At 62.7% G+C, this 26,409-nt stretch carries 10 protein-coding genes; 3 read left to right on the top strand and 7 right to left on the bottom strand.

Features of this window, described 5'->3' with window-relative positions; all coding sequences use genetic code 11:
* From VVD49_RS17970 to VVD49_RS17940, 7 genes are all read right to left on the bottom strand, one after another.
* On the bottom strand, positions 1-11,324 hold an 11,324-nt coding region (locus VVD49_RS17970), incomplete at its 3' end, for an immunoglobulin-like domain-containing protein (RefSeq protein WP_327600589.1).
* Between the two features lie 411 nt (positions 11,325-11,735).
* Positions 11,736-13,931: an OsmC domain/YcaO domain-containing protein gene (locus tag VVD49_RS17965; RefSeq protein ID WP_327600588.1), complete on the bottom strand. Its 2,196-nt coding sequence runs from the start codon at positions 13,929-13,931 to the stop codon at positions 11,736-11,738.
* A gap of 182 nt (positions 13,932-14,113) precedes the next feature.
* Entirely contained in the window at positions 14,114-14,788 is a 675-nt protein-coding gene (locus VVD49_RS17960) for a helix-turn-helix transcriptional regulator (protein WP_327600587.1), read from the bottom strand.
* Positions 14,785-16,161, bottom strand: coding sequence for an HlyD family type I secretion periplasmic adaptor subunit (locus VVD49_RS17955; protein ID WP_416384911.1), 1,377 nt, complete (start codon positions 16,159-16,161; stop codon positions 14,785-14,787). Before VVD49_RS17955 ends, VVD49_RS17960 begins: the two co-directional genes overlap by 4 nt.
* Complete coding sequence (locus VVD49_RS17950) at positions 16,158-18,425, bottom strand: type I secretion system permease/ATPase (RefSeq protein WP_327600586.1); 2,268 nt, start codon at positions 18,423-18,425, stop codon at positions 16,158-16,160. Before VVD49_RS17950 ends, VVD49_RS17955 begins: the two co-directional genes overlap by 4 nt.
* A 30-nt stretch (positions 18,426-18,455) precedes the next feature.
* The gene (locus VVD49_RS17945) at positions 18,456-18,800 is read right to left on the bottom strand and encodes a hypothetical protein (RefSeq protein ID WP_327600585.1); all 345 of its coding nucleotides are present in this window, start codon (positions 18,798-18,800) and stop codon (positions 18,456-18,458) included.
* A gap of 228 nt (positions 18,801-19,028) precedes the next feature.
* A complete protein-coding gene (locus tag VVD49_RS17940) occupies positions 19,029-20,645 on the bottom strand; it encodes a phospholipid carrier-dependent glycosyltransferase (RefSeq protein WP_327600584.1) in 1,617 nt (538 codons plus the stop codon).
* Between the two features lie 379 nt (positions 20,646-21,024).
* On the opposite strand from VVD49_RS17940, the gene VVD49_RS17935 reads away from it, so the two are divergent.
* The 3 genes from VVD49_RS17935 (at position 21,025) to VVD49_RS17925 (ending at position 26,321) form a co-directional block, all read left to right on the top strand.
* A complete protein-coding gene (locus VVD49_RS17935; RefSeq protein ID WP_327600583.1) occupies positions 21,025-22,806 on the top strand; it encodes an ABC transporter ATP-binding protein in 1,782 nt (593 codons plus the stop codon).
* Between the two features lie 284 nt (positions 22,807-23,090).
* Positions 23,091-24,560 (top strand): pectinesterase family protein, encoded by a 1,470-nt coding sequence (locus VVD49_RS17930; RefSeq protein WP_327600582.1) that lies wholly within the window; start codon positions 23,091-23,093, stop codon positions 24,558-24,560.
* A 651-nt stretch (positions 24,561-25,211) separates the two neighbouring features.
* On the top strand, positions 25,212-26,321 hold the full coding sequence (locus tag VVD49_RS17925; protein WP_327600581.1) for a pectate lyase: 1,110 nt from the start codon (positions 25,212-25,214) through the stop codon (positions 26,319-26,321).
* Positions 26,322-26,409: the final 88 nt, after the last annotated feature.

The raw sequence follows: 26,409 nt of genomic DNA, 5'->3' as shown, positions 1-26,409 counted from the left end.
TGACCGAGGCTCACCGTGAAGTTGCCCGTGGCGGCGCCTTCGATGACAGACGATGGGCCGGTGATGCTCACCAGCACCGTGTCAGGCGTCGCCTCGTCCGAGATCGTCGTCGTCACGCTATTGCCGGACGGATTGGCGGCGATGGCTTCGAAACCGCCGCCGCTGATCGAGCCCAGCGAGACGATGATGGTCTCGCCGGAGTCGGCGCGCGCATCGTCGATGGTCGGGATCGTGAAAGTCGCGCTGGTCGCACCCGCTGGCACCGTGACGCTGACGACACCGGTGTAATCCGCACCATTCGTGGCGGTACCGGTGTAGGTCAGATTCACCGTGACAGGCGTAACCGCAGCCTGGCCGAGCGTGATCGTGTAGTTGGTCGTCGTATTGCCTTCCGTGACCGTGGCCGGGCCACCGATGCTCACCAGCACCGTATCCGGCGTCGCTTCGTCGCTGATCGTCGTGGTGACGCTGTTGCTCGAAGGATTCGCAGCGATGGCTTCGAAGCCGCCACCGGAAATCGAACCGAGCGAGACGATGATGGTTTCGCCAGAGTCGGCCAGCGCGTCATCGATCGTCGCCAGATTGAAGGTTGCATTCGTCGCGCCAGCCGGGATGGTGACACTCACCACACCGGTGTAATCCGTGCCGTTCGACGCAGTGCCCGTGTAAGTCAGATTCACGGTAACCGGCGTGACTGCAGCCTGGCCCAGCGAGACCGTGTAGTTGCCCGTTGCCACACCTTCGACAACCGTTGCCGGGCCGGTGATGCTGACCAGCACGGTGTCGGGAGTAGCTTCGTCGGAGATGGTCGTGGTGACGCTATTGCTCGAAGGATTCGCAGCGATGGCTTCGAAGCCGCCGCCGCTGATCGAGCCCAGCGACACGATGATGGTTTCACCGGAATCGGCCAGCGCATCGTCGATGGTCGCGAGACTGAAAGTCGCGCTGCTTGCACCTGCCGGGATCGTGACGCTTACGACGCCGGTGTAGTCCGCGCCGTTCGCAGCGGTACCCGTGTAGGTGAGGTTCACCGTGACGGGCGTGACTGCAGCCTGGCCGAGCGAGACGGTGAAGTTGCCCGTGGCTGCACCTTCGATGACAGACGATGGACCGGTGATGCTCACCAGCACCGTGTCAGGTGTGGCTTCATCGCTGATCGTGGTCGTGACGGAGTTCGACGCAGGGTTGGCTGCAATCGCCTCGAAACCACCGCCGCTGATCGAACCCAGCGAGACGATGATGGTCTCGCCGGAGTCGGCGAGCGCATCGTCGAGTGTGGCGAGATTGAAGGTGGTGCTCGTCGCGCCAGCCGGGATCGTCACGCTGACGACACCTGTGTAGTCCGTACCGTTGGTGGCGGTGCCGGTGTAGGCCAGGTTCACCGTCACGGGTGTGACCGCAGCCTGAGCGAGCGACACCGTGTAGTTGCCGGTTGTATTGCCTTCCGTGACCGTTGCTGGCCCTGCAATGCTGACCAGCACCGTGTCGGGTGTCGCTTCATCGCTGATCGTGGTCGTGACTCTGTTATTGGTCGGGTGCGCTGCGATGGCCTCGAAGCCACCACCGCTGATGCTGCCCAGGCTCACGATGATGGTCTCGCCGGAGTCGGCGAAGGCATCGTCGAGCGTGGCGAGATTGAAGGTCGCGTTGGTCGCACCTGCCGGGATGGTGACGCTTACCACGCCGGTGTAGTCCGTGCCGTTCGAAGCCGTTCCGGTGTAGGTCAGATTCACCGTTACCGCGGTTGCCGCGGCCTGGCCCAGCGATACCGTGTAGTTACCCGTCGTCGCTCCTTCGGTCACGGCAGCAGGACCGGCAATGCTCACCAGCACCGTGTCCGGCGTGGCTTCATCGCTGATGGTGGTGGTGACCGAGCTGGCGGATGGATTCGCTGCAATCGCTTCGAAGCCGCCACCGCTGATGCTGCCCAGGCTGACGATGATGGTCTCGCCTGAATCGGCGAGCGCGTCATCCAGCGTCGAGAGATTGAAGGTCGCGTTGGTCGCACCAGCCGGGATGGTGACGCTCACCACGCCGGTGTAGTCCGTGCCGTTCGTGGCTGTGCCCGTGTAAGTCAAATTCACGGTGACAGGCGTGACCGCGGCCTGACCCAGCGAGACGGTGAAGTTGCCGGTTGCATTGCCTTCCGTGACCGTTGCAGGACCGGCGATGCTCACCAGCACCGTATCCGGTGTGGCTTCATCACTGATCGTGGTCGTCACACTGTTGCCGGACGGATTGGCGGCGATGGCTTCGAAGCCGCCGCCCGTGATCGAGCCGAGCGACACGATGATGGTCTCGCCCGAATCGGCGAAAGCGTCGTCGAGTGTTGCGAGGTTGAAGGTGGCCGTCGTCGCACCAGCCGGGATCGTGACACTCACCACACCGGTGTAGTCCGAGCCATTGGTCGCGGTGCCCGTGTAGGTGAGGTTCACCGTGACAGGCGTGAAGGCGGCCTGGCCCAGGGTCAGGGTGTAGTTGCCCGTGGCTGCGCCTTCCACCACCGATGCAGGACCACTGATGCTCACCAGCACCGTATCGGGCACTGCTTCATCATTGATGGTCGTGGTGACGCTATTGCCGGACGGATTTGCAGCGATGGCCTCGAAGCCACCGCCCGAGATCGAGCCCAGTGTCACGATGATGGTTTCGCCCGAGTCGGCACGCGCATCGTCAATGGTCGGGATCGTGAAGGTTGCAGTGGTGGCGCCAGCGGGTACCGTGACACTCACCACGCCGGTGTAGTCCGCGCCGTTGGTCGCGGTACCGGTGTAGGTCAGATTCACAGTGACAGGTGTGACGGCCGCCTGGCCGAGCGTGACCGTGTAGTTGCTCGTCGTGTTGCCTTCGGTGACCGTTGCCGGGCCGCCGATGCTCACCAGCACGGTGTCGGGCGTGGCTTCGTCGGAGATGGTCGTGGTGACGGAGTTCGATGCCGGGTTGGCGGCAATCGCTTCGAAGCCGCCACCGGAAATCGAACCGAGCGAGACGATGATGGTCTCGCCCGAATCCGCGAAGGCATCATCGATCGTGGCGAGATTGAAGGTCGCCGATGTTGCACCGGCAGGCACTGTGACGCTCACCACGCCGGTGTAGTCCGTGCCATTCGCAGCGGTACCGGTGTAGGTCAGATTGACCGTCACCGCCGTCGCAGCCGCCTGGCCGAGCGACAGCGTGTAGTTGCCTGTCGTATTGCCTTCGACGACCGTTGCAGGGCCTGTGAGGCTCACCAGTACCGTGTCTGGCGTTGCTTCGTCATTGATCGTCGTCGTGACACTGTTATTGGTCGGGTGCGCAGCGATGGCCTCGAAGCCGCCGCCTGTGATCGAACCCAGGGACACCACGATGGTCTCGCCCGAATCGGCGAGTGCATCATCCAGCGTCGAGAGATTGAAGGTTGCACTGCTCGCACCGGCTGGAATCGTGACACTCACGACGCCGGAGTAGTCCGTGCCGTTGGTAGCCGTGCCCGTGTAGGTGAGATTCACCGTCACGGCGGTTGCTGCGGTCTGGCCCAGGCTGACCGTGAAGTTGCCGGTGGCCGTGCCTTCGATGACGGAGGCGGGGCCCGTGATGCTCACCAACACCGTGTCCGGCGTGGCTTCATCGGAGAGGGTTGTCGTCACGCTATTGCTGGACGGATTCGCCGCGATGGCCTCAAAGCCACCGCCCGTGATCGAACCCAGGGACACCACGATGGTTTCGCCCGAATCTGCGAGCGCATCGTCGATCGTTGCCAGGCTGAAGGTCGCGCTGCTCGCACCGGCCGGGATCGTCACGCTGACGACGCCGGTGTAGTCCGTGCCATTGGCTGCAGTACCCGTGTAAGTCAGATTGACCGTGATGGGCGTGATAGCCGCCTGGCCCAGGGACACCGTGTAGTTGCTCGTCGAGAGGCCTTCCACCACGGCGGCCGGACCGGCAATGCTCACCAGTACCGTGTCGGGCGTCGTTTCGTCGTTGATCGTCGCAACACCTGTCGCCGCACTGTTGGCGGTTGCGCCAGCGGTGACAGTGGCGGTCAGCGAGAAGGTTTCGCCGGAGTCGGCGATCGCGTCATCGATCACCGGCACGCGGACCAGTACCGGACCAACGCCGCCTGCTGCAATGCTGGCGCTCGTCGCAGCGCTCCAGCTTGCACCGCCGTTGGTCGACACCTCCAGTGAATTGGCATAGTCGGCGCCTGCCGTAGCGCTGCCTGCGGCCAGCCCCAGGGAGAAGGTCGTGGCGGTGGCACTGGCGTTCGACAAGCTGACCTGGAAGACGGCAAAACCTGCGTCTTCCGCCACGGTGACATCGGAGACCACCAGCGAAGGCGTGCCGTCATTGTCGATCAGGCTGGTCGTGACGCTGCCGGCGCCGCCCGCGATCTGCAGGCTTTCGAAGTTGCCGCCCGATGCGCCTGTCATCGTGATCGTGAAGCTCTCGGCGCCTTCGGCCAGCGAATCGTCGATGGTCGCAATGCTGAAATTGGCCGAGTTCGAACCCGCCGGAATGGTGACGGTGGTCACGCCGGTGAAGTCCGTACCGTTGGCGGCCGTGCCCGAGTAGCTCAGCGTGACAGTCACAGGCGTGCTCTGTGCTGCGGAGGACAGGGTCAGCGTGTAAGTGGCCGAAGCACCTTCCGCGACCGAACTTGCTCCCGTGATGGCGACGGTCGTGACGTCGCTGTCTTCGGTGATGGCTGTCGTGACGCTGCTCGTGGTGTTGAGCGCTTCGAAGGTGGCGCCCGACGTCCCCGTGATGCTCACGACCACCGAGCCACTGCCCTGTACGTACACATCGTCAGCGCGTGGCGTGTAGGCGGCAGAGGAGGCGCTGCTCGCGCCGACCGGGATGGTGATGGTCTGGCCGTTGGAGAGCGTCACCACGAGTGGCGAGCCCTGCACCTGATGGTCGACGCTAGCCGTGTAGGTCACGGCGCCGCCTTCAACGACAGATGCAGCCGACTGCGTCAGTGTCACCGTCGTCGCATCGCTGTCTTCGGTGATGGCCGTGGTGACCGTGCTGCTCGTGTCGAGCGCTTCGAAGTTGGCGCCAGAGGTGCCCGTGATCGCGACGACGACCGAGCCATTGCCCTGCACGTAAAAATCGTCTGCACGTGGCGTGTAGGCGGGGGCCGAGGCGCTGGTCGCACCAACGGGAATGGTGATGCTCTGGCCGTTGGAGAGAGTCACCACCAGCGGCGAACCCTGCACCTGGTGATCAACGGTAGCGGTATAGGTAACGGCGCCGCCTTCCGTGACGGAGGCGACTGACTGCGTCAGCGTGACCGTCGTGGCATCGCTGTCTTCAGTGATGGCCGTGGTGACCGTGCTGCTCGTGTTGAGCGCCTCGAAGCTGGCGCCAGAGGTACCGGTGATCGCGACGACGACAGAGCCATTGCCCTGCGTGTAGAAGTCGTCTGCACGAGGCGTGTAGGCGGGCGCCGAAGCGCTGGTCGCACCAACGGGAATGGTGATGCTCTGGCCGTTGGAGAGGGTCACCACCAGCGGCGAGCCCTGCACCTGATTGTTCACGGTCGCGGTGTAAGTGACGCTTGCGCCTTCAAGGACCGACGCGGTCGATTGCGTGAGCGTGACAGTGGTCGTGTCAATCGTGTCGGTGATGCTTGTCACCACTGCAGCGGGATTGAACGACAGCGACTCGAAGCCGCCGCCAGCGGTCGACGTGATGGCCGCCGACACGGAACCCGCGTCGACATACACGTCATCCGTAGGTGCTGCGACCGACACCGTGCCTGTCAGCGCGCCGGCAGCGATGGTGATCGTCGCGCCGTTGTCGAGCGTAACGGTGAGCGCCGTGGCTGCAGCATTGGACAAGGATGCCGTGTAGGTGATGTTGCCGCCCTCGGCGACCGAAGGCGAAGCAGACAATGACAGCGTCGTGACGTCACTGTCGTCGGTGATCGTCGTGTTGGCCGGCGTGCCGCTGGCGACGAGGTTCTCGAAGTTGCCACCCGAGATCGTGCTGATGGTGGCCGAAGCGGAACCGCCACCGGCATAGACGTTGTCGCCGGCAGGCACGCTGACCGTGCCGCTGCTGCTGCCGACGGGGATGGTGATGGTCTGGCCGTTGGAGAGTGTCGCAACTACGGCCGAGCCCGTGACGTTCGCGGGCAGGGACAGCGTGTAGGTGATGGAGCCGCCTTCGACGACGCTAGCTGTAGCCGTCAGCGTGGCGGTGACCGTATCGATGGTGTCGGTGACGTTTGTGGTGACCGGCGTCGCATCGCGCACCAGGTTCTCGAAACCACCACCCGTTGCCGTGCTGATGAAGGCAGAGACAGGCGCACCGTCCACATACACATCGTCGCCTTGAGCCGCGACGATGGCCGTCCCCGTGAGCTGACCGGCCGCAATCGTGATCACCGTGCCGGTGTTGAGCGTGACGGTGACTGCCGTGGCTGCTGCGCTGGTCAGCGTCGCGGTGTAGGTGATGCTTCCACCCTCCGAGACGCTTGGCGTGGCCGACAGCGAGACCGTGGTGGTGTCGCTGTCGTCGGTGATCGTCGTATTGGCTGGCGTGCTGCTGGCCACGAGGTTCTCGAAGTTGCCGCCCGAGAGCGTGCTGATGGTGGCCGAAGCGGAACCGCCACCGGCATAGACGTTGTCGCCGGCAGGCACGCTGACCGTGCCGCTGCTGCTGCCGACGGGGATGGTGATCGTCTGGCCGTTGGAGAGTGTCGCAACGACGGCCGAGCCCGTGACATTGGCAGGCAGGGACAGCGTGTAGGTGATCGAGCCGCCTTCGACGACGCTGGCCGTAGCCGTCAGCGTGGCGGTGACCGTGTCGATGGTGTCGGTGACGTTGGTGGTGACCGGCGTCGCATCGCGCACGAGGTTCTCGAAACCGCCACCCGTTGCCGTGCTGATGAAGGCCGAGACGGGCGCGCCATCCACATACACATCGTCGCCTTGAGCCGCGACGGTGGCCGTGCCCGTGAGCTGGCCTGCGGCAATCGTGATCACCGTGCCGGTGTTGAGCGTGACGGTGACTGCTGTGGCGGCTGCGCTGGTCAGCGTCGCGGTGTAGATGATGCTTCCACCTTCGGAGACCGAAGGAGTTGCTGCCAGCGACACCGTGGTGGTGTCGCTGTCGTCGCTGACCGTGGTGGTGGTCGTGCTCGAGGTGTTGAGTGCTTCGAAATTGCCACCGCTGTAGCTGGTGATGCTGACCGTGGTCGCAACACTGCCCTGGGCCAGTGCGTCATCAGGACGCACATTGACCGGGGCGCTGCTGGCCGAGCTCGCACCGACCGGGATGGTGATGGTTGCGCCGTTGGACAGCGTGAGCACCAGCGGGCTGCCAGTGACCGGATTGTTGACGTTGGCGGTGTAGGTAATGGTGCCGCCTTCCGTGACGCTGGCCGGGGCACTCAGGGTGACCGTCGTGGTGTCTATCGTGTCGGTGATCGTCGTGGTGGCAGGTGTCGGATCGATGGCGACACCGATGCCGCCGCCGCTGATGCTGCTGATCGTGGCGCTGACCGAGTCGGTCTCGACGTAAGCATCGTCGCGCGCAGCGAGCGGCACGTTGACGCTGCCCGTGAGCGCGCCGGCGGCGATGTTGATCGTTGCGCCATTGCTGAGCGTGACGGTCAGTGCGCTGACAGGTGCCTGGGTCAGCGTGGCGGTGTAAGTGATGTTGCCGCCTGCTTCCGTCAGGGTTGGCGTGGCCGACAGGCTGACGTTGGAGGTATCGCCATCGATGATGTTTGTCGTGACCGAGCCACCGGCACCGGCGGCTGCCAGGACCAGGTTCTCGAAGTTGCCACCCGTGGGCGAGGCGAGGGTGATGGTGAAGCTCTCGGCACCTTCGGCCAGGCCATCGGTGATCGCGGATATGTTGAACGACTGGCTGCTGGCGCCGGCAGGAATGGTGACGCTGGTGACGCCGTTGAAGTCGGAGCCATTGCTGGCGGTGCCCGAGTACACCAACTGGATCGTGACGCTGGTGCCGGCCGGGCTGCTCAGGCTGACCGTGTAGTTGGCCGTAGCAGATTCGGCAACGCTGGCCGGGCCGCTGATGCTTGCCGTCGTCACGTCGCTGTCGTCAGTGACTGTCGTAGTGACCGTACTCGTGGTGTTGAGCGTTTCGAAATTGCCACCGCTGTGTGCAGTGATGCTGACTGCAGGCAGGGTGACCGTGCCTTGCGCATAGGCGTCGTCGGCACGCACGTTCACGGCGGCGCTGGAGGCCGAGCTGCTGCCGACGGGAATGGTGATCGTCGCGCCGTTGGACAGTGTCAGCACCAGCGGGCTGCCGGTCACGGGGTGGTCGAGCGAAGCGCTGTAGACGATGCTGCCGCCTTCGACGACGCTTGCTGCCGCCGTCAGCGTGACGGTGGTGGTGTCGAGCGTGTCGGTGATGCTGGTGCTGGCTGGCGTGGTATCCCTGACGAGGTTTTCGAAGCCCCCGCCGGTCGCGGTGCTGATCACTGCCGAGACTGAACCGGCGTCGATGTATACGTCATCGCCAGGCGCTGCGACGATGGCGCTGCCCGTGGTCTGGCCTGCTGCAATCGTGATCACCGTGCCGGTATTGAGCGTGACGGTGACTGCCGTGGCTGCTGCGCTGGTCAGCGTCGCGGTGTAGGTGATGGAGCCGCCTTCGGCCACGCTCGGTGTCGCGCTGAGCGATACCGTCGTCGTGTCGCTATCGTCGGTGATCGTCGTGTTGGCCGGCGTGCTGCTGGCGACGAGGTTCTCGAAGTTGCCGCCCGAGAGCGTGCTGATGGTGGCCGAAGCGGAACCGCCACCGGCATAGACGTTGTCGCCGGCAGGCACGCTGACCGTGCCGCTGCTGCTGCCGACGGGGATGGTGATCGTCTGGCCGTTGGAGAGTGTCGCAACGACGGCCGAGCCCGTGACATTGGCGGGCAGGGACAGCGTGTAGGTGATGGAGCCGCCTTCGACGACGCTGGCCGTAGCCGTCAGCGTGGCGGTGACCGTGTCGATGGTGTCCGTCACATTGGTGGTGACCGGCGTGGCATCGCGCACCAGGTTCTCGAAACCGCCGCCCGTTGCCGTGCTGATGAAGGCCGAGACAGGCGCACCATCGACATAGACGTCATCGCCCTGTGCGGCGACCGTGGCCGTGCCCGTGAGCTGGCCTGCCGCAATCGTGATCACCGTACCGGTGTTGAGCGTGACGGTGACTGCCGTGGCTGCTGCGCTGGTCAGCGTCGCGGTGTAGATGATGCTTCCACCCTCCGAGACGCTTGGCGTGGCCGACAGCGAGACCGTGGTGGTGTCGCTGTCGTCGGTGACGGTGGTATTGGCTGGCGTGCTGCTGGCGACGAGGTTCTCGAAGTTGCCGCCCGACAGATTGCTGACCGTGACGGAAGCGCTGCCACCACCGGCGTAGACGTTGTCGGCCGCCGTGACACTGGTGGTACCGCTGCTGCTACCTACGGGGATCGTGATGGTCGCGCCGTTCGACAGCGTGGCGACGACGGGCGAGCCCGTGACGACCGCAGGCAGGCTCAGCGTGTAAGTGATGGCAGCGCCTTCGACGACGCTCGGCGTGGCACTCAGGCTGGCCGTGACGGTATCGAGCGTGTCGGTGATGCTGGTGCTTGCAGGCGTGCTGCTGACGGTGAGGTTTTCGAAGCCACCGCCTGTAGCGCTGCTGATGCTTGCACTGACGGAGCCGGCATCGACATACACGTCGTCAGTGGGCGCTGCAACGCTGACGCTGCCCGTGGTGCTGCCGGCGGCGATGCTGATCGTTGCGCCATTGTTGAGCGTGACCGTGACCGTGGAAGCCGCAGCGCTGGTCAGCGTAGCGGTATAGGTGATGGAGCCGCCCTCGGCAACCGATGGCGTGGCTGAGAGCGAGACCGTCGTCGCGTCACTGTCATCGGTGACGGACACCGTCGTGGTGCTGCTGGTATTGAGGGCCTCGAAGTTGGCACCCGAGTGCGACACGATGCTGACCGGGACGTTGCTCGTGCCTTGCGCGTAGGCGTCATCCGCGCGCAGCACCACGGGGGCGCTGCTGGCACTGCTGGCGCCGACGGGAATGGTGATCGTGGCGCCGTTGGACAAGGTCAGCACGAGCGGGCTGCCGCTCACCGGATTGTTGACGCTGGCGGTGAAGACCACGCCAGCGCCTTCAAGGGCGCTACCGGGTGCGCTGAGGGTGACGGTGGTCGTGTCTATCGTGTCGGTGATCTGCGTGACAGCAGGTGCAGTCGTCGGTGCGAGATTCTCGAAACCACCACCGCTTGCGCCGGTAATCGTTACCGATACCGTTGTGCCATTTGCATAGACATCATTGCCGGGGGCGGCGACCGAAATCGAGCCCGAGCTTGCGCCCGCTGCGATGGTGATGCTGGCGCCATTGGAGAGCGTGACGGTGACGGGCGTAGCGGCCGCGTTGCCGAGCGTGGCGGTGTAGACGATGCTGCCGCCCTCGCTGACGGAAGGTGTGGCAGACAGGTTCAGTGAGGTTGCATCGGCGTCGTCGCGTACGACGGTCGTTACCGGCGCGCCGGTTTCATAGGATGCAAAGCCGCCACCAGAGGCTGAGGTGATGGTTGCCGTGAGCGTGTCGTCGGCTTGCGCGTAAGCGTCGTCGGCGCGTACGGGCACGGGCGCGCTGGAGGCGCTGCTTGCTCCGACGGGAATCGTGACGGTGATGCTGGTATTGCCGACTGCCAGCGTGACGACCAGTGGCCGGTCGACGACCGGGCTGCTCGCCGTCACCGTGTAGACGATGCTGCCACCTTCGGTGACCGAGCTGCCGGCTGCCGTGCTGAGTGCGATGACGTTGGGCGCGGGCGGGGCAGGCGGAGTCGCAGGGGCTTCTTCCGAGCGTACTGCGTCGCCGTTACCGGGAAGGATGAAGGTGTCGGCGGGCTCCAGCGGGGCGCCGGTTGTAACGCCCGTCAGGCTGACCGCTTCGCTGATACGCAGCAATTCCACGAAGCTGTGGCCGTTGTCGGCACCGCCACCGCCCAGGCCGGCTGCTGCGGGATCCACGGCTGCGAAAGGGTCCTGGCCAGCGTTCAAGGCGGCGATGACGCGTTCGGCATCGCTGTCGAGCGGCAGGATGGCGGCTTCGGACTTGTCCGCAGGGGCCTGGCCGAGCACGTCCTGATCGGCCAGAACGGTGCGATCCGGGCCGATATCCAGCACCGGGCCATTGGCACGTGCCAGTTCTACATGGCCGTTATGGCTGGTGACGATCACGTCCCCCGGGTTGATGTGATCGCCCGGCTTGAGCACCACCATCTGGCCATCGGGCAGCTTGCGCCAGGCAGTGCCTTCGATGCGTTGGACGGTGGCTTGCAGTTGCGGGTTGTTCATCTCGGCCATGTTGGCTAGCTCCAGCGGGTGTCGGTGCGCGGTGCCGGAACTGCCGGGATGGCAGGAAACGGTCTCCGCGAACTTTTAACGGTCTATGTCACGGGAGACTAAAGACGCAGCCAGGGCGGCGCATCGTACGTGGGTACAGTTAGGGTTTAAATCCGGCGGGCAGGGCGGCAGATTCCGTGACGTGTGTCACGGTGCATCACGCGCTGTGCAGATCCCCGGGGGAGTGGGTACGCAAAGCCGTGGAAGCTCCGCTTCCACGGGGCAAGAGAGCCTTGGCTGCCGGGGCTGGCTCTTGGGCTGGTTGCACGGCGGACTCCTGCCCGCGTTACATGCCGCGAAACTGCGCTGCAGAGCCAGACAGCCGTCGGGTCTGTGCTCATGCAGCTCTGTGGCCCACGCAAATCCTCCTGTCTATCCGGCGGCCACCCGGGCGCGCGCAGCGTGCAGTTTCCTGTAGCTATCGATCAGACGCTGATGCCGGTCGAGCCCTTCCAGCTTCATGCTCGTCGGCGTCAGGCCGTGGAAGCGCACGCTGCCGTCCACCGAACCGATCACCGCATCCATGCGCGGGTTGCCGAACATGCGGCGGAAGCTGGCTTCGTAATCGGCCAGCTCCAGCTCGTCGTCGAGTACTACCTCCAGCACCACGTTCAGGGCCTGGTAGAACAAGCCGCGCTCGACTGTGTTCTCGTTGAACTGCAGGAAAGTTTCCACCTGTTCTTTCGCCTCTTCGAACTGCTTCAAGGCAAGGTGGATCAGCAGCTTCAGTTCGAGGATCGTCAGCTGTCCCCAGTCCGTGTTCTCGTCGAACTCGACGCCGATGAGGGTGATGATGTCGGTGTAGACATCCAGCTCGCTGTCTTCGAGGCGTTCGAGCAAGGCTTCCAGCGCGTCATCGCCCAAGCGATGCAGATTGAGGATGTCTTCGCGGAAAGCCAGTGCCTTGTTGGTGTTGTCCCAGATCAGGTCTTCGACCGGATAGACCTCGGAGTAACCCGGCACGAGGATGCGGCAGGCCGTAGCGCCCAGTTGGTCGTACACGGCCACGTACACCTCCTTGCCCATCTCTTCGAGGATGCCGAACAAAGTCGCGGCTTCATCGGCATTCGAGTCTTCGCCTTGGCCGGAGAAATCCCACTCGACGAACTCGTAGTCATGCTTCGCGCTGAAGAAACGCCAGGACACCACGCCGCTCGAATCGATGAAGTGCTCGACGAAGTTGTTTGGCTCGGTGACGGCGTTGCTCTCGAAGGTCGGCTGCGGCAGATCGTTGAGGCCTTCGAAACTGCGCCCCTGCAGCAGTTCCGTCAGGCTGCGCTCCAGCGCCACCTCGAAGCTCGGATGCGCGCCGAACGAGGCAAACACGCCACCCGTTCGCGGGTTCATCAGGGTGACGCACATCACCGGGAATTCTCCACCCAGCGACGCATCCTTCACCAGCACGGGAAAGCCTTGCTCTTCCAGGCCCTTGATGCCGGCGACGATGCCGGGGTACTTCGCCAGCACTTCTTGCGGCACGTCCGGGAGGGCGAACTCACCTTCGAGAATCTCGCGCTTCACTGCGCGCTCGAAAATCTCTGACAGGCACTGCACCTGCGCCTCGGCCAGCGTATTGCCGGCGCTCATGCCGTTGCTGAGGAACAGGTTGTCGATCAGGTTTGTCGGGAAATACACCACTTCGCCATCCGACTGACGCACATAGGGCAACGTACAGATGCCACGCGCAGTGTTGCCGGAGTTGGTGTCGTACAGGTGGGAGGCGCGCAGCTCGCCATCGGCGTTGTAGATAGCGAGGCTGTACTCATCCAGCATTCCGGCTGGCAGCGCATCCTTCTTGCCGGGCTTGAACCAGCGCTCGTCCGGGTAATGCACGAAGGGCGCATTGGCGAACTCTTCGCCCCAGTACTGGTCGTTGTAGAAGTGGTTGCAATTCGTGCGTTCGATGTACTCGCCCAGCGCCGAGGCCAGTGCACTCTCCTTGGTCGCGCCCTTGCCATTGGTGAAGCACATCGGCGAGTGCGCATCGCGGATATGCAATGACCATACGTTTGGCACGATGTTGCGCCACGAAGCGATCTCGATCTTGATGCCCAGATCTGCCAGCAGACCCGACATATTGGCGATGGTCTCCTCGAGTGGCAGATCCTTGCCCGCAATGCGCGTGCTCACACCTTCGGCACTCGGCAGCAGCAGGGCCTGCGCATCGGCGTCGAGGTTTTCCACTTCCTCGATGATGAAGTCGGGCGCGTTCTGCACCACACGCTTCACCGTGCAACGGTCGATGGAGCGCAGGATGCCCTGGCGATCCTTGGCCGAAATGTCCGGCGGCAGCTCGATCTGGATCTTGAAGGTCTGCTTGTAGCGGTTCTCCGGATCAACGATGTTGTTGTGCGACAGGCGCATGTGCTCCGTCGGAATGCCGCGCGTGTCGCAGTACGCCTTTACGAAGTACGCCGCGCACAAGGCCGACGAGGCGAGGAAGTAGTCGAACGGGCCCGGCGCCGAGCCATCGCCCTTGTAGCGGATGGGCTGGTCGGCAATGACCGTGAAGTCGTCGAACTTCGCTTCCTGGCGAAGCTTGTCGAGAAAGTTGACCTTGATTTCCACGTGCGGACTCCTCAATAGCGATCAAAACGAATTGGCCGCTATTGTCCGGGTTTTGAGCTGGAATCCCGATCTTTTCGGCAAGGACTGCCGGGTTTTCGCGCTGGCGGAGGCTGTCCGGCGCAATACTCCGCGCGGGGCGTGCATCCACGCAGGGGGCTGTGCGTCGCGGTCTTGCGAGGGCTTTATTTGACGCCGTGCACCTTGAGCGCCAGCTGCAGACGATCGGCGACATCGAGCTTGTCGAAGATCGAGGTGAGGTGGGCTTTGACCGTGCGCTCGGTGATGCCCAGCACCTCGGCAATGCCGATATTGGATGCGCCCTGTGCCGCCATGCGCGCCACCTCGGCTTCGCGCTCGGTGAGCTTGTCCTGCCAGTGGGGGGCGATGGAGGGCGGTTTGTGCTGCGCCAGGCCACGGTCGACGCCTTTGAGCAGCCGCGTCAGCAGACTGCGGCCGACCCAGAGCTCGCCGCTCGATACGACCTCGACCACCTGCTTCAAGATGGCCGCGTTGGCAAAGGCGTGGCAATAGCCGGAGGCGCCGGCATCCATTGCGGCAATGCCTTCGGCGTCCTGTGGTTCGCTGCTCATGACGATGATGGACAAATGCCCCGCCCACACGCGCCAGCGCGCATCGGCCCAGTCCGGGCGTTGCGGATGCGCGTTGTCTATCATCACCAGGCTGCCAACCGGCAGATTGTCGAGCTCGATGGGGCGCTGCAGTCGTTGCGCGCGCCATGGCCAGTCGCCGGCCGGCCGCCCTTGTTCGTCGCTGTGCTCCATCTCGCGAATGCGATGGAACACGGTGTCGTCGGCCGTGAGGATATGCAGGGCAGGGCTGTCCAGACGTCGCATCATCTTTCCGTCAAGGCGGTTTCGCGTGCGCGCAGTACGGGCTTGAGCAGGTAGGCGAGGATGGATTTCTTGCCTGTCAGGATGTCGACCTCGGCCACCATGCCCGGAATGATGGGTAGCTTCTGCTGACCCAGTTCAGTCGTGACCGTGCGCACCCGCACGATGTAGAAGGCATTGCCCTTCTCGTCAGTAATGGTGTCCGCGCCGATGTGCTCCAGCTTCGCTTCCAGCCCGCCATAGATGGAGAAGTCATAAGCTGTGAATTTCACCAGGGCCAGCTGGCCGGGGCGCAGGAAAGCAATGTCGCGTGGCAGTACGCGTGCCTCGAGGAGCAGTGCGTCATCGCTTGGCACGATCTCGACCACTTCCTTGCCCGGCTGCACCACGCCACCGACCGTGTTGACCAGCAGCTGCTTGACCGTGCCATTCACCTGGGAGCGGATCTCCGATTGCTTGACGCGGTCAGCGAGGCCGACGCTGCCTTCACTGACGCGTGAGAGCTTGGCCATGGTTTCGGAAAGTTCGGTACGTGCCTGATTGCGGAAATTCAGTTCGACTTCCTGGATCTTGCGCTGCGACTCACCCATTGCCGCTTCGATACGCGGAATCAAGGCGCTCGCCGAATCACGCTCGCCCTTGTAGCGCGCAACCTCGCGTTCGAGGCGCAGCAATTCCACTTCGGAGACGGCGCCGGTCTTGAACAGCGGCCGCGTCTTGTCGAGCTCGGTCTGTGTCAGTGCGAGGCCTTGCGAGGCGCTGTCGCGGCGCACCTTCATCTCGGCGAGTTCCTGCGCGCGCTGCGTCAGTTGCTGGCGCGCAATGCCGATATTGGCGTCCATCTCGGAGCGCTTCGACAGATAAAGACTGCGCTCCTCGTCGACCGCGGCCGCCGCGCCGGACTGCACATCGGCGGGGACTTCGAAGGGCTTGTTCTCGGCCAGCGCTCGTAGGCGTGCGGCCTTGACCTGCAGCGACAGGTAGTCAGCGCGGTTTTCGTTGAGGTTGGAGACCGAACGCGTCGGGTCGATCTTCAGCAGTAATTGCCCGACCTTGACCTGCTGACCTTCCTTGACAAGGATCTCGTCGACGATGCCGCCGTCGAGACTCTGCAGGATCTGGATCTGCCGCGACGGGATGACCTTGCCTTCGCCGCGGGTGACCTCGTCGAGCTGTGATAGCGAGGCCCAGATGATCAGCACCAGCAGGAACAGGCCGGCCGCCCACACCGCAATGCGTGCGCCGCGAGGCGTCTGTTCGCTGATGGCCCAGTCTGCGTCAGCCTGGAAATCGTCTTCCGGGTAGCTGGCCATGCGCTCGGTGCGTGACATGAATCGGTCATACGTCTCCGAGAACCAGCGGTAGAGCTTCTTGATCATGCGGCCCTCCCGATACGGCCGTGCTGCAGGGCTTCGACGACCTGCGCCTTCGGCCCGTCAGCGACGATGGTGCCGCTGTCGATCACGATCAGGCGGTCGACCAGGTCAAGCAGGGATGTCCGGTGCGTGATCAGCAGCACCGTCTTGCGTGCTGCGAAGTTGCGCAAGCGCTGCTTGAGCTGCTCCTCGCTCTGGTGGTCCATGCTGGCGCTGGGTTCGTCGAGCAACAGGATGGGCGGGTCGGTAATCATGGCGCGTGCAATCGCGACGGTCTGGCGCTGACCGCCAGACAGTGATTCACCGCGTTCGCCGATCACCATGTCGAAGCCTTGTGGATGCGCGTTGGCGAATTCCGACACGCCCGCCAGCTCGGCTGCGGCAAGAATGGCGGCGTCGTCGGCGAAAGGCGCGCCCATGGCGATGTTGTTCTTGAGCGAGCCATAGAACAGGGTGACATCCTGTGGCACGAAGCCGATGGCACGGCGCAGTTCAGCCGGATCGATCTGGCGCGCGTCGACACCGTCGATCAGCACCGCGCCTTCGGTAGGCTCGTAGAGGCCGAGGATGAGTTTTTCCAGCGTCGTTTTACCGGAGCCGATGCGACCGATGACGCCGACCTTCTCGCCTGCCTTGATGCGGAATGAGACCTTGCGCAGCACCTTCTGCTCGCGTCCGGGATAGGCGAAGGCCACATCCTTGAACTCGATCTCGCCCTCGAATTGCGGACGGTGCACGAAGGGCGCATCCGTCGGCCGCTCGATGGGCAGCTTCATCTGCGACTCGAGCGAAGTGAGGCCGGTGCGTGCGCCCTGGAACTGCATCATCAGGCCGGCGACCTGACCCAGTGGCGACAAGGCGCGGCCAGACAGCATGCTGGACGCGATGATGGCACCCATGGTGATCTTGCCATCCGTCAGAAGATATACGCCTGTCATGATGGTGGTGATGTTCACCAGCTGTGAGACGGTCTGGGAGAAATTCACCGTGCCGGAGGAGAGCAGGCGGGTACGGTTGCTGACCTGGGCAATGAACTGCGTGGCGCGCTCCCAGCGGCGCTGGAATTCGCCCTCGGCGCCGAGTGTCTTGATCGTCTCCAGTCCGACCAGGCTTTCGATCAGCGTCGCATTGCGTTGGGCGCTGGCGCGATAGGTCGTCTCGGTGAGTTCGTGCATCTTCGTTTGCGTGATCCACGCTACGCCGATCACGAGCACCATGCCGATGAGGGCCGGTATGGCCATCCATGGCGAGATCCATATCAGCACGAACAGGAAGATCAGCACGAAGGGCAGGTCGATCAAGGCCGTGACGGTGGCCGAAGCGACGAAATCGCGCACGCCTTCGAACGATTTCAGGTTGGCAGCGAAAGAGCCGACCGAGACGGGGCGCGAAGCCAGCTTGACGCCCAGCACGCGCTCCATGATGAGTGCCGACAGCGACACGTCGATGCGCTTGCTGGCGGTGTCGATGATGTAGGCGCGCACGGTGCGCAAGGTCAGGTCGAAGACCAGCATCAGCAGCGCACCGATCGACAGCACCCATAGCGTTTCGACGGCGTGATTCGGTACGACGCGGTCATACACGTTCATCGAGTAGAGCGGAATGATGGTGGCGAAGATGTTCACCATCAGCGCGGCCAGCAAGGCATCGCGATACAGACGCCAGTTCGAGAACAGCGCACCCCAGAACCAGTGACGTCCGCGTACGGTGCCGACTTCCGGCGTGCGTGCGTCGAAGCGGAAGCGTGGTTTGACGATGGCGGCGGTGCCGGTGTAGATCGCTTCGAGCTGCACCAGGGGGATGTCGACGATGCCATCCGGCGATTCAGGCTCGCGAATCAGGCAGATGCCATCAAGGCGCCTTTCGATCAGCAGGCAGGCGCGGCGATCCTTGAGCAGCAGCAGTGCTGGCAGGTGGTGTTCGCGTAACTGCATCAGCGGACGGCGTGCCAGGGTGGCCGAGAGGCCGGCACGGCTGGCTGCGCGCGACAGTTGTGAAGGCGGCAGCAGGTGGTCAACGCAGGGCAGGCCTGCGACCAGAGCTTCGGCTGTCCATGGATTGCCGTAGTGACGGGTCAGCAGCACCAGGCAGTCGATCAGCGGGTCGACATGGGTGGCGTGCGGGCTGACGCGCCACGCTGCTGCAGCTACCGGTGGTATGGCATCTGCATTGACCTCAGGGGCCGGACGGGGGCGTGGTTGTGACGCCGTCTGGCCTTGCGGGCCGCTCGGCTGCTCGCCCTGCATCTGGTTGTGCACCTCGCTCATAGGCTTCTCACCGGAGTTGTTCGTGCTTGATCAGATGACGTCACGATCACCCAGAAGGTTCAGCGCGCCTTTCAGTTTGCGTCGCATGTCCTTGCGAGCCAGCAACTTGCGCTGGGCGTCGACGGGCAGATCGGTGAGGCGCAGCACGCCTTTCTCGATCAGTACGTCAATAAGGTCTTCCATGACGCGAATGAAACTGGCATCAAGTCCGCTGAAGTTTTCCGCAGGATCCGTGCCGAGGAAGGCAATGACCTCGGGGTGAGTGCCCGGCAGTTGTTCGATGCTGTAGGCGGTCAGGTGCGCATACGATGCGGCTTCCTCCGCATCCAGCAGGGCGACGATACGGCCTTCGGCATTTCGGCGTACAAACGGCATGGCGACTCGCTTTGCTAGGCACCCCCGAATTTAACAGCTTGCGGTCTGGGCAGGGAAGTACACACACCGGGTAGCTTGATCAGTGTCGATGTGTGTGACCAATGCCACATTTTTTGCAGCGATGGAGGCTGCAGCCGGGGGCTACTCATGCTTTAACGGCCGCAAGATGGCTACGCTTTAATGCGTGCCACCCTGCGGCCGTCAGGGGTTTTGCCGGCTGGTCGTGGCCTACTGGCAGTCGACGATGTGCGAGAAGATGTTGCGTGCCTCGCACTGGGTCTTCGAGAGCGGAGTGTGATTGCTCAGTGGAGCGAAGAAGGCGAAGGAGAGGCTGATAGCAATTGCCATGCCGCTGGCAATCAGCAGGCGCGTGCGGGTGCGCAAGGCGTGCAAATCGGTCAGGTACTGGTACTGCAAGACCACCAATACGTAGGTGATCAGCAGGCCGAGGAAGTAGTGGTAGAGGTACATCACGCGCTGCGTACCGAGATAGAGATGCAGCACCATGAAGGTTGCATAGAGGGCGGTGAAGACCTCGATCAGGTGGTAGGTCTGGCGATTGCCGATGGCGTTCTTGAAGAAGCGGTGATTGACGATCAGCGCGACCGACAGGAATAGCGAGACCAGGCCGAGGTACCAGCTGACCTGGTTGCCGACGAGCTGGACATAGCGGGTCTTGCCGTCGGCCGAATCCCAGCGGTAGTTGATGGTCTTGTCCATGATCAACCAGTGCAGCGGGTGCGAGCCGTTTTCGCCGGGCTTGCAGATGTCCAGCTTGGGTACGCCGAGGTGGTCCTTGTCCATGAACTTGAAGTAATCGCGGGTGATGGACATGACGACGCCGGGTGTCAGCGTGCCGTGCTGGGTCAGGTACTCCTTGTAGGTCGGCGACATGTTCTCGATGTCCTGCTTGCCGGCCGAGCTTTCCGGGTCCGGCAGCTTGCGGCCGATGGCGCCGTGGATGGCGAAGATGGTCAGCACCACGACCAGTATTGCGACGATGGCCGAGCCGGCCTTGGCAATGAAGTCCTGGGCCAGCCTGGCGAACTCGAAGTTGAAGTGCGTCGCGACATCCTTGAAATACAGGATGGGGAAGATGATCAGCAGCAGGGCGGCGTTGATCTTGGCCATGATGGCCAGCCCGGCGAGCACGCCGAGCCAGGCGTAGGCCTTCCACGAAAGGGTGTCAGGACGTTTCCACAGGCGCACGAATTGCCAGATGGTCGCGAGGCAGAAGAACATCTGGATGCTGTCGAGGTGCACTGCACGGAAGTGCACTACGTAGGCGTTCTCGAACACGTAGAGCGTGCTGAATAACAGGGCGATGAAGCGGTTGCCGGTAAGCGTGTACAGCAGACCGAAGAACAGCAGGGCGCCGAACGCGGCAAACAGGCTGGGCATCAGTCGCATGCCGTTATAGGAGAAGCCGGCCGGCATCTTGTTGCCATCGATGTACTTGTCGATGACCAGCTGGTGCTTGTCGATGTCGGCATTCGCGCCAGAAAGCTTTTCGCCGGCGGCGATGAGCAACAGCGCGAGTGGTGGATGGGGTTCGAAGTGGCCAATGCCCTCGATGTAACGCTGGCCCGACGTCATGTGGTAATTCTCGTCCCAGAACGGGTAGGGCGGCTCGCCCTTGTTGACCACGTAGGCGCAGCTTGCCGCGATGGCGATCAGCAGCAGGCAGACAATCGTGCGCACCCAGGTCGGCACGCGCTCCATGAGTGGCAAGACCTTGCCGTCGAGAAAGCCCTGCGGTGCTGCGTTTGCCGGGTTCTGCCCGGTGCTCGTGTTGTTGCCTGAGGCGTTACCTGAGCCGCCTGCTGCCTTCTTCTGCTTCGCCATTGTGTTGTCTGTCCCATATGCGGAGTCGTTCGGAACACCCTCTGCCGGTTGCTTTGTAGAAAGGTCCGGCGGGCTTGCTGCGCTCCGCTGTTGTCTGAATGTCGGGCGCGAGTGTGCAAGGGGGCTGGCCCAGGTGTCAATGCAGCAGCGCCGCAATTAGTTGCAAACGACAACTTCTGGCGGGCCTGGTGGTCCGTGGGCAGTCCTTGAGTCTTCCCGGCACAGGTGCAAAGCCCGGAGCAAGGCTTCTTCAAGCTTTTGTTTCTTGTCTTGGATTGCGCTATCCGAGGCGTAAAATTGCGGTTCTCCCTCCTCGTCGTCACGCGTCGTTGCCGTTCCGGTTGCGGCGCGGCCCGCCCGATCCCGCCACGGAGCCCGCATGCAGTCGGTCAAAGACCCGAAAGACACTTCCCGCTTCAGTTTTCTCGATGTCCCGCGCGCACTCTGGTACTTCCTTGACCACGAGCGCTGGAAATACCTGAGTTTCACCATCGTGCTCATCGTGGTGCTGTCCTACACCATGGTGCCGCCTTACATCATTGGCCTCATCGCCAATTTCCTGATCGGCTATGTCAAGGCCGACGCCCTGGCGCGCCCATCTGCGGCGCCCTTGTTCTGGATGGTCGGTTTGCTGGCGGGCTCGCATGTGCTGATTTCGATGGTGCGCCTGCTGAGCAAGCGCGTGCTGGGCCGTATCAGCCTGAACGCGCGTTATCGCGCCAAGGTGTGGGGTTTCGAGCGCCTGCTCGACTCTTCGCTGGCCTGGCATCAACAGGAGAGCACCGGCAATAAAGCGCAGCGCATCCTGACGGGGGCAGAGTCGGTGCGCGAGTGGACCGGCGACATCATCAACAACCTCTTTCCGGCGGTCGTCGCTTTCATCGGCTCGCTGATTGCCTGCGTGATGCTGCACCCGGCTTTCGTGCTGTTCTTTGTTTATTACCTTGCGGTGTTGATGGGCACCGAGGCGTATTTCGACTACCGCATCGCGCGGCTCTCCGACCGCATCAACAAGTCGATGGAAAATGCCAGCGGCACCTTTGTGGAAAGCGCGTCGAACATCCTTGCCGTGAAGGCCATGGGCGCGGCCGACGGCATGACCAGCAATATCGCTCAGCGCGAGGAGCAGGCGCGCCTGCTGTCCTACGAGCGCCTGCGCCTGGGTAATACGAAGTGGATGTGCTTCCAGTGGCACAACGGCATCAGCTGGGGTGCGTACCTGCTTGTCATTGGCTACATGGTCATGAACGGCAATCTGCTCCCCGGCTTCTTCCTCACCTATGCCGTGTACTTCGACAAGCTGCGGGATTCATCGGTGGAGTTCACCGATCGCATCCAGCTCATGATCGAGCGCAAGTCCAACCTCGGCCGCATGATGCCGCTGTTCTGGACGGACAACAGCCTCGCCAAGGGCGACCAGAAGTTTCCGCAGGACTGGCGCAGCATCACGCTCGACAAGGCGATCTTCCGTTACGGCGACAAGCCTGCCGTCGGGCCGCTGTCGCTGGAGATAAAGCGTGGCGAGATCGTCGGCATCGCCGGTCACTCGGGATCGGGCAAGTCGACGCTGATCAAGCTCCTGCTCGGCCTGTATCACATCGAACAGGGCGAGATGCGCATTGGCGACGTGCCGATCCAGAGGATCGATCACGAAGACCTGACCGCGCACGTTGCCGTCGTATTGCAGGAAACCGAGATGTTCAACTTCTCGCTCAAGGAGAACATCACCATGATGCGCGACGTAGCGCCGCAACTCCTGCAACGCGCCTGCGAAGCTGCCTGTCTGGATGATCTTATCGCGCGTTTGCCGGAAGGGCTTGAGACGGTGGTGGGCGAGCGAGGGTATTCGCTGTCGGGGGGCGAGCGTCAGCGTGTCGGCATTGCGCGCGCCATCTGCCGTAATGCCCCCATCATGCTGCTCGATGAGGCCACCTCGGCACTCGACTCCGCGACTGAGCAGAAGGTCATGCAGGGCCTCATGACGGAATATGGCGACGGCCGCACCATGCTGATCGTCGCGCATCGCATCAGTACGCTGAAGGAGGCCGACAAGATCGTCGTCTTCGAGCGCGGCGAATTGGTGGAAGAGGGCGGCTTCCAGCAACTGGCGCACGACCCGGCCACGCGTTTTGGTGCGATGTACGCGATCCAGCAGGCTTGATCGCCGGGGCTCTCGGCCCTCAAGGAATATCGAGCTTGTTGAAGCGGCCCGCCTCGGGCCGCTTTGTTTTTGCGCGCGCGGTTGTGCCGCCCCGCACTTGTGGTGAATTTGGCGTTTATCTGAAAGCTTGTTGCGGCGCGCCGTGACTTCCGCGTGTTACCGGTTCACCCTGCGCAACTGGCAGGCAGCATAGCTAGCCCGATTCCCGGTAGTTGGCGTCACGTTCAGTGCGTGTGAACACAGTGGGAACGGAAACATAACGATATCCAGACCGGAGACAAACCATGCAAAACAAGCTTCTTCTGGGCGCTTTGGCGCTCGCCTTTTCAGGCAGTTCGTTCGCTGCAACCGACTACCCCTCGGGCTACACCAAGTGCGCGCAGAACACGGGCGCCACTTGCACGATGACCGGCACCAACAATGTGGCGCTCGGCAAGGCCGGCTCCTTCGTCTATGCCGTGAAGACCGGCAGCTTCGCCTGTATCGGCTCGGCTTTTCCCTCGAACAGCTACGCGACGTCGGCGTGGTGCTCGGTAGGACCGGCAGCCAGCACGCCAACACCCACCCCTACGCCAACACCCACCCCTACGCCAACACCCACCCCTACGCCAACACCCACCCCTACGCCTACTCCAACACCCACGCCGACCCCCACCCCAACACCCACTCCAACTCCGACCCCTACGCCCACACCAACCCCAACCCCCACTCCAAGCGGCACCCCAGCCCCTTCGACCGCAACGCGTCCGCAGTTGAGCACCTCGGTTGCGGCTAACTACACGGTGGCCAAGTTCCTGGGTAGCTGGACGCCCGCGGTGATCAGCACGCCTTCGTCACCGAGCTATACGGTCAGCACCAGCGGTACCTACAAGACGGTGCAGTCGGCCATCAATGCCGCGATCAATGCAGGCGGCTCGACGCGCAAGTACATCCTGGTCAGCCCGGGCACGTATAACGAGATGGTGTTCGTGCCATCGGGTGTGCCGATCACGCTGTACGGCACGGGCGCATCCACGGCCGTGAAGATCCAGATCGCAACCAGCGCGTTGCAGACCGGTAGCGCATACAAGTCGATGGTCGGGACCAACTACACGAGTGCAGGCCAGTCGTGGGTCAATAGCTGCGCCAGCAAGAGCGCCATCGGCACCACCTGCTCGGCATCCTTCGTGATCCAGAACACCGGCTTCGAGGCGAAGAACCTGACCATCACCAATAGCCGTGTCGAAAGTGGCTCCGGTACCGATCAGGCCGTCGCGGTCTACACCACGGCCGACCAGGTGCACTTCGACAACGTGAAGATGTACGGCAACCAGGACACGCTGTGGATCGACGGTGCAGGCAAGCGCTTCTACGCGCAGAACTGCTTTGTCGAAGGCGACGTGGACTTCATCTTCGGTGCAGGTACCGGTGTGCTCGACAACTGCCAGATCAACTACACGGCAGCCCGCGGCAAGAACGGCAGCACGATCGGCGCGCCGAGTACGCAAGCCAGCAATATGGGCATCCTGATCAACGGCGGTTCGATCACGGGCTCCAACGGCGCCAGCGGTGTAGCGTTCGCGCGCCAGTGGCCACAGAGCAGCCTGTCGAGCCCGGTCGGCAAGATGATCATCCGTGGTGCCAATATCACCCTGAGCGTTGATAAGTCGCGTCCTTGGCGCGATTGGGATAGCTCGCATCCGATGAACTACGGTTCGAGCTCTTCCCCGAACGTGGGTGAGTTCCAGAACAGTGGATCAGGCTCCGCCCTCTAAGCAAGAAAGAGAACGCATGGCGCGCCCGAGATCGGATGCGCCATGCGTGTGACACGAGCTGGAAGATTGCAGGCCGACGCGAAAGCGCCGGCCTTTTCTTTTGCTTGCCGCTTCATGGTCGCCCCCGTTCTATTGCGTTCAACTTGTCGTACCACTTCAAATACTTATTTATTTTTCAGATCACCTGCTGCGATGCGGCACGGGAATCTTAAGTTCGTGATTTTCTTAACAAAACTTAATGCAAATATCAAAATCAACAAATACAGCTAATTCAAAAATCTTTTTCGTATCAGTCGCTTGCAAGCGGCTAGTCAGGGTGTTTCCGGTAGACCACGGGCATGTGCGCCGCAGCGCAAGCTTGCCAATCAAAAAGCAGCTGCTAAGTTTGTTGGGCAGTTTGATCAAACCATGTTCCGCACAAGCGGAGCAGGTACAAAAAAAGCAGCAGGAGACACTTCATGTTTGGAAAACCTTCGTGGCTTTCGCCTGCCTTGGCGAAGCCCGTAGCGCCTCCGTGGTCGGCCTTTGACCGCGTCTCGCATCCCTTCATGGCGGGCCCCCGCTGACACAGTCGTATACCGGTCAATGCACATTGCATGACCGGCATGTAGCACCCGTGTTTGTTCAGTCGACATTCAAAGGAGACAGCTCATGAATATGCGTTACCTGATGCTTGGATTGCTCGCGGCCGTAGCACTGGGCGAGGCGCATGCCGCCAATCGCCCGGCTGGCTACGTCACCATCTGTACTGAAGGAAAGACCTGTTCGGTGTCAGCGTCGACCAACGTGGCCTTTGGCCGCGCCGACAAGTTTTTCTACAAGGTCCTGACAGGCAGCTTCGTGTGCAACGAGGCTACTTTCGGCGGCAAGACCGCAGGCGGTGTGAATGAATGTTCCGTGCCAAGCGGTACGTCGTCGAGCTCGTCGGCGCCTTCGTCATCGAGCTCCTCGAGCTCCAGTTCGAGCACCACTTCCAGCTCGTCGTCTTCCACTTCCTCGACTGGCGGGCTGGGCTACTACCCCGGTTGCCAGATGCCGACGGCCACGGAGACCGTGCAGTCGACGGCCACCATCATCGTGCCGGCCGGCACAGTGTTCGATGGCGGCAACAAGCGCTACAACCTGTCCGGCGGCAGCCAGGCTGAAGGTCAGCCAGCTGTCTTCGACGTACAGGAAGGTGCAACGCTGAAGAACGTCATCATCGGCACGCTGGCCGCTGACGGCATCCACTGCCTCGGCAACTGCACGCTGGATCACGTCTGGTGGGAAGACATCGGTGAAGATGCCGCGACGGCACTCGGCGCTGCCGGTACCGTCATGTCGATCAACTGCGGCGCTGCATACAAGGGTTCCGACAAGACCTTCCAGCACAATGGTCGTGGCGAACTGCGTATCAGCAATTTCTACGCAGCCAATGCGGGCAAGCTGTATCGCTCCTGCGGTGATTGCACTGGCAATGGCGGACCACGCAAGGTCACCATCAACAACGTGATCACGCGCGATGTACCGACCATCGTCGGCATCAATAGCAACTTCGGCGACGTGGCGACGATCCGCAACCTGACGCTCAATAACAGCAGCAATTCCAAGACCAAGATCTGCCAAGTCTACAAGGGTGTCGTGAAGGGCTCAGGCAGCACCTCGGCTCTCGGCGTGGAATTCAATACGCCGAACTGCAATGTCAGCCAGTCCGACGTGACGCTGATCGCACCGAGTGCCATCAATACCAGCGCCTGCGCCGGTTCGTGCCCACAGCCGTAATGCAGCAACAGTGAAGCGCATGAGCCAGCCGCAGTCGGGCTGGCTCATGCTCGTAGCATGCATGGAAAAAGAGTGGTCCCATGGCCGA

Origin of the sequence: Uliginosibacterium silvisoli (assembly GCF_036017035.1) — a bacterium.
GTDB lineage: Bacteria > Pseudomonadota > Gammaproteobacteria > Burkholderiales > Rhodocyclaceae > Viridibacterium > Viridibacterium silvisoli.
The sequence above is the reverse complement of the archived record's forward strand: the minus strand, read 5'-3'. Positions and strand labels throughout refer to the sequence as shown.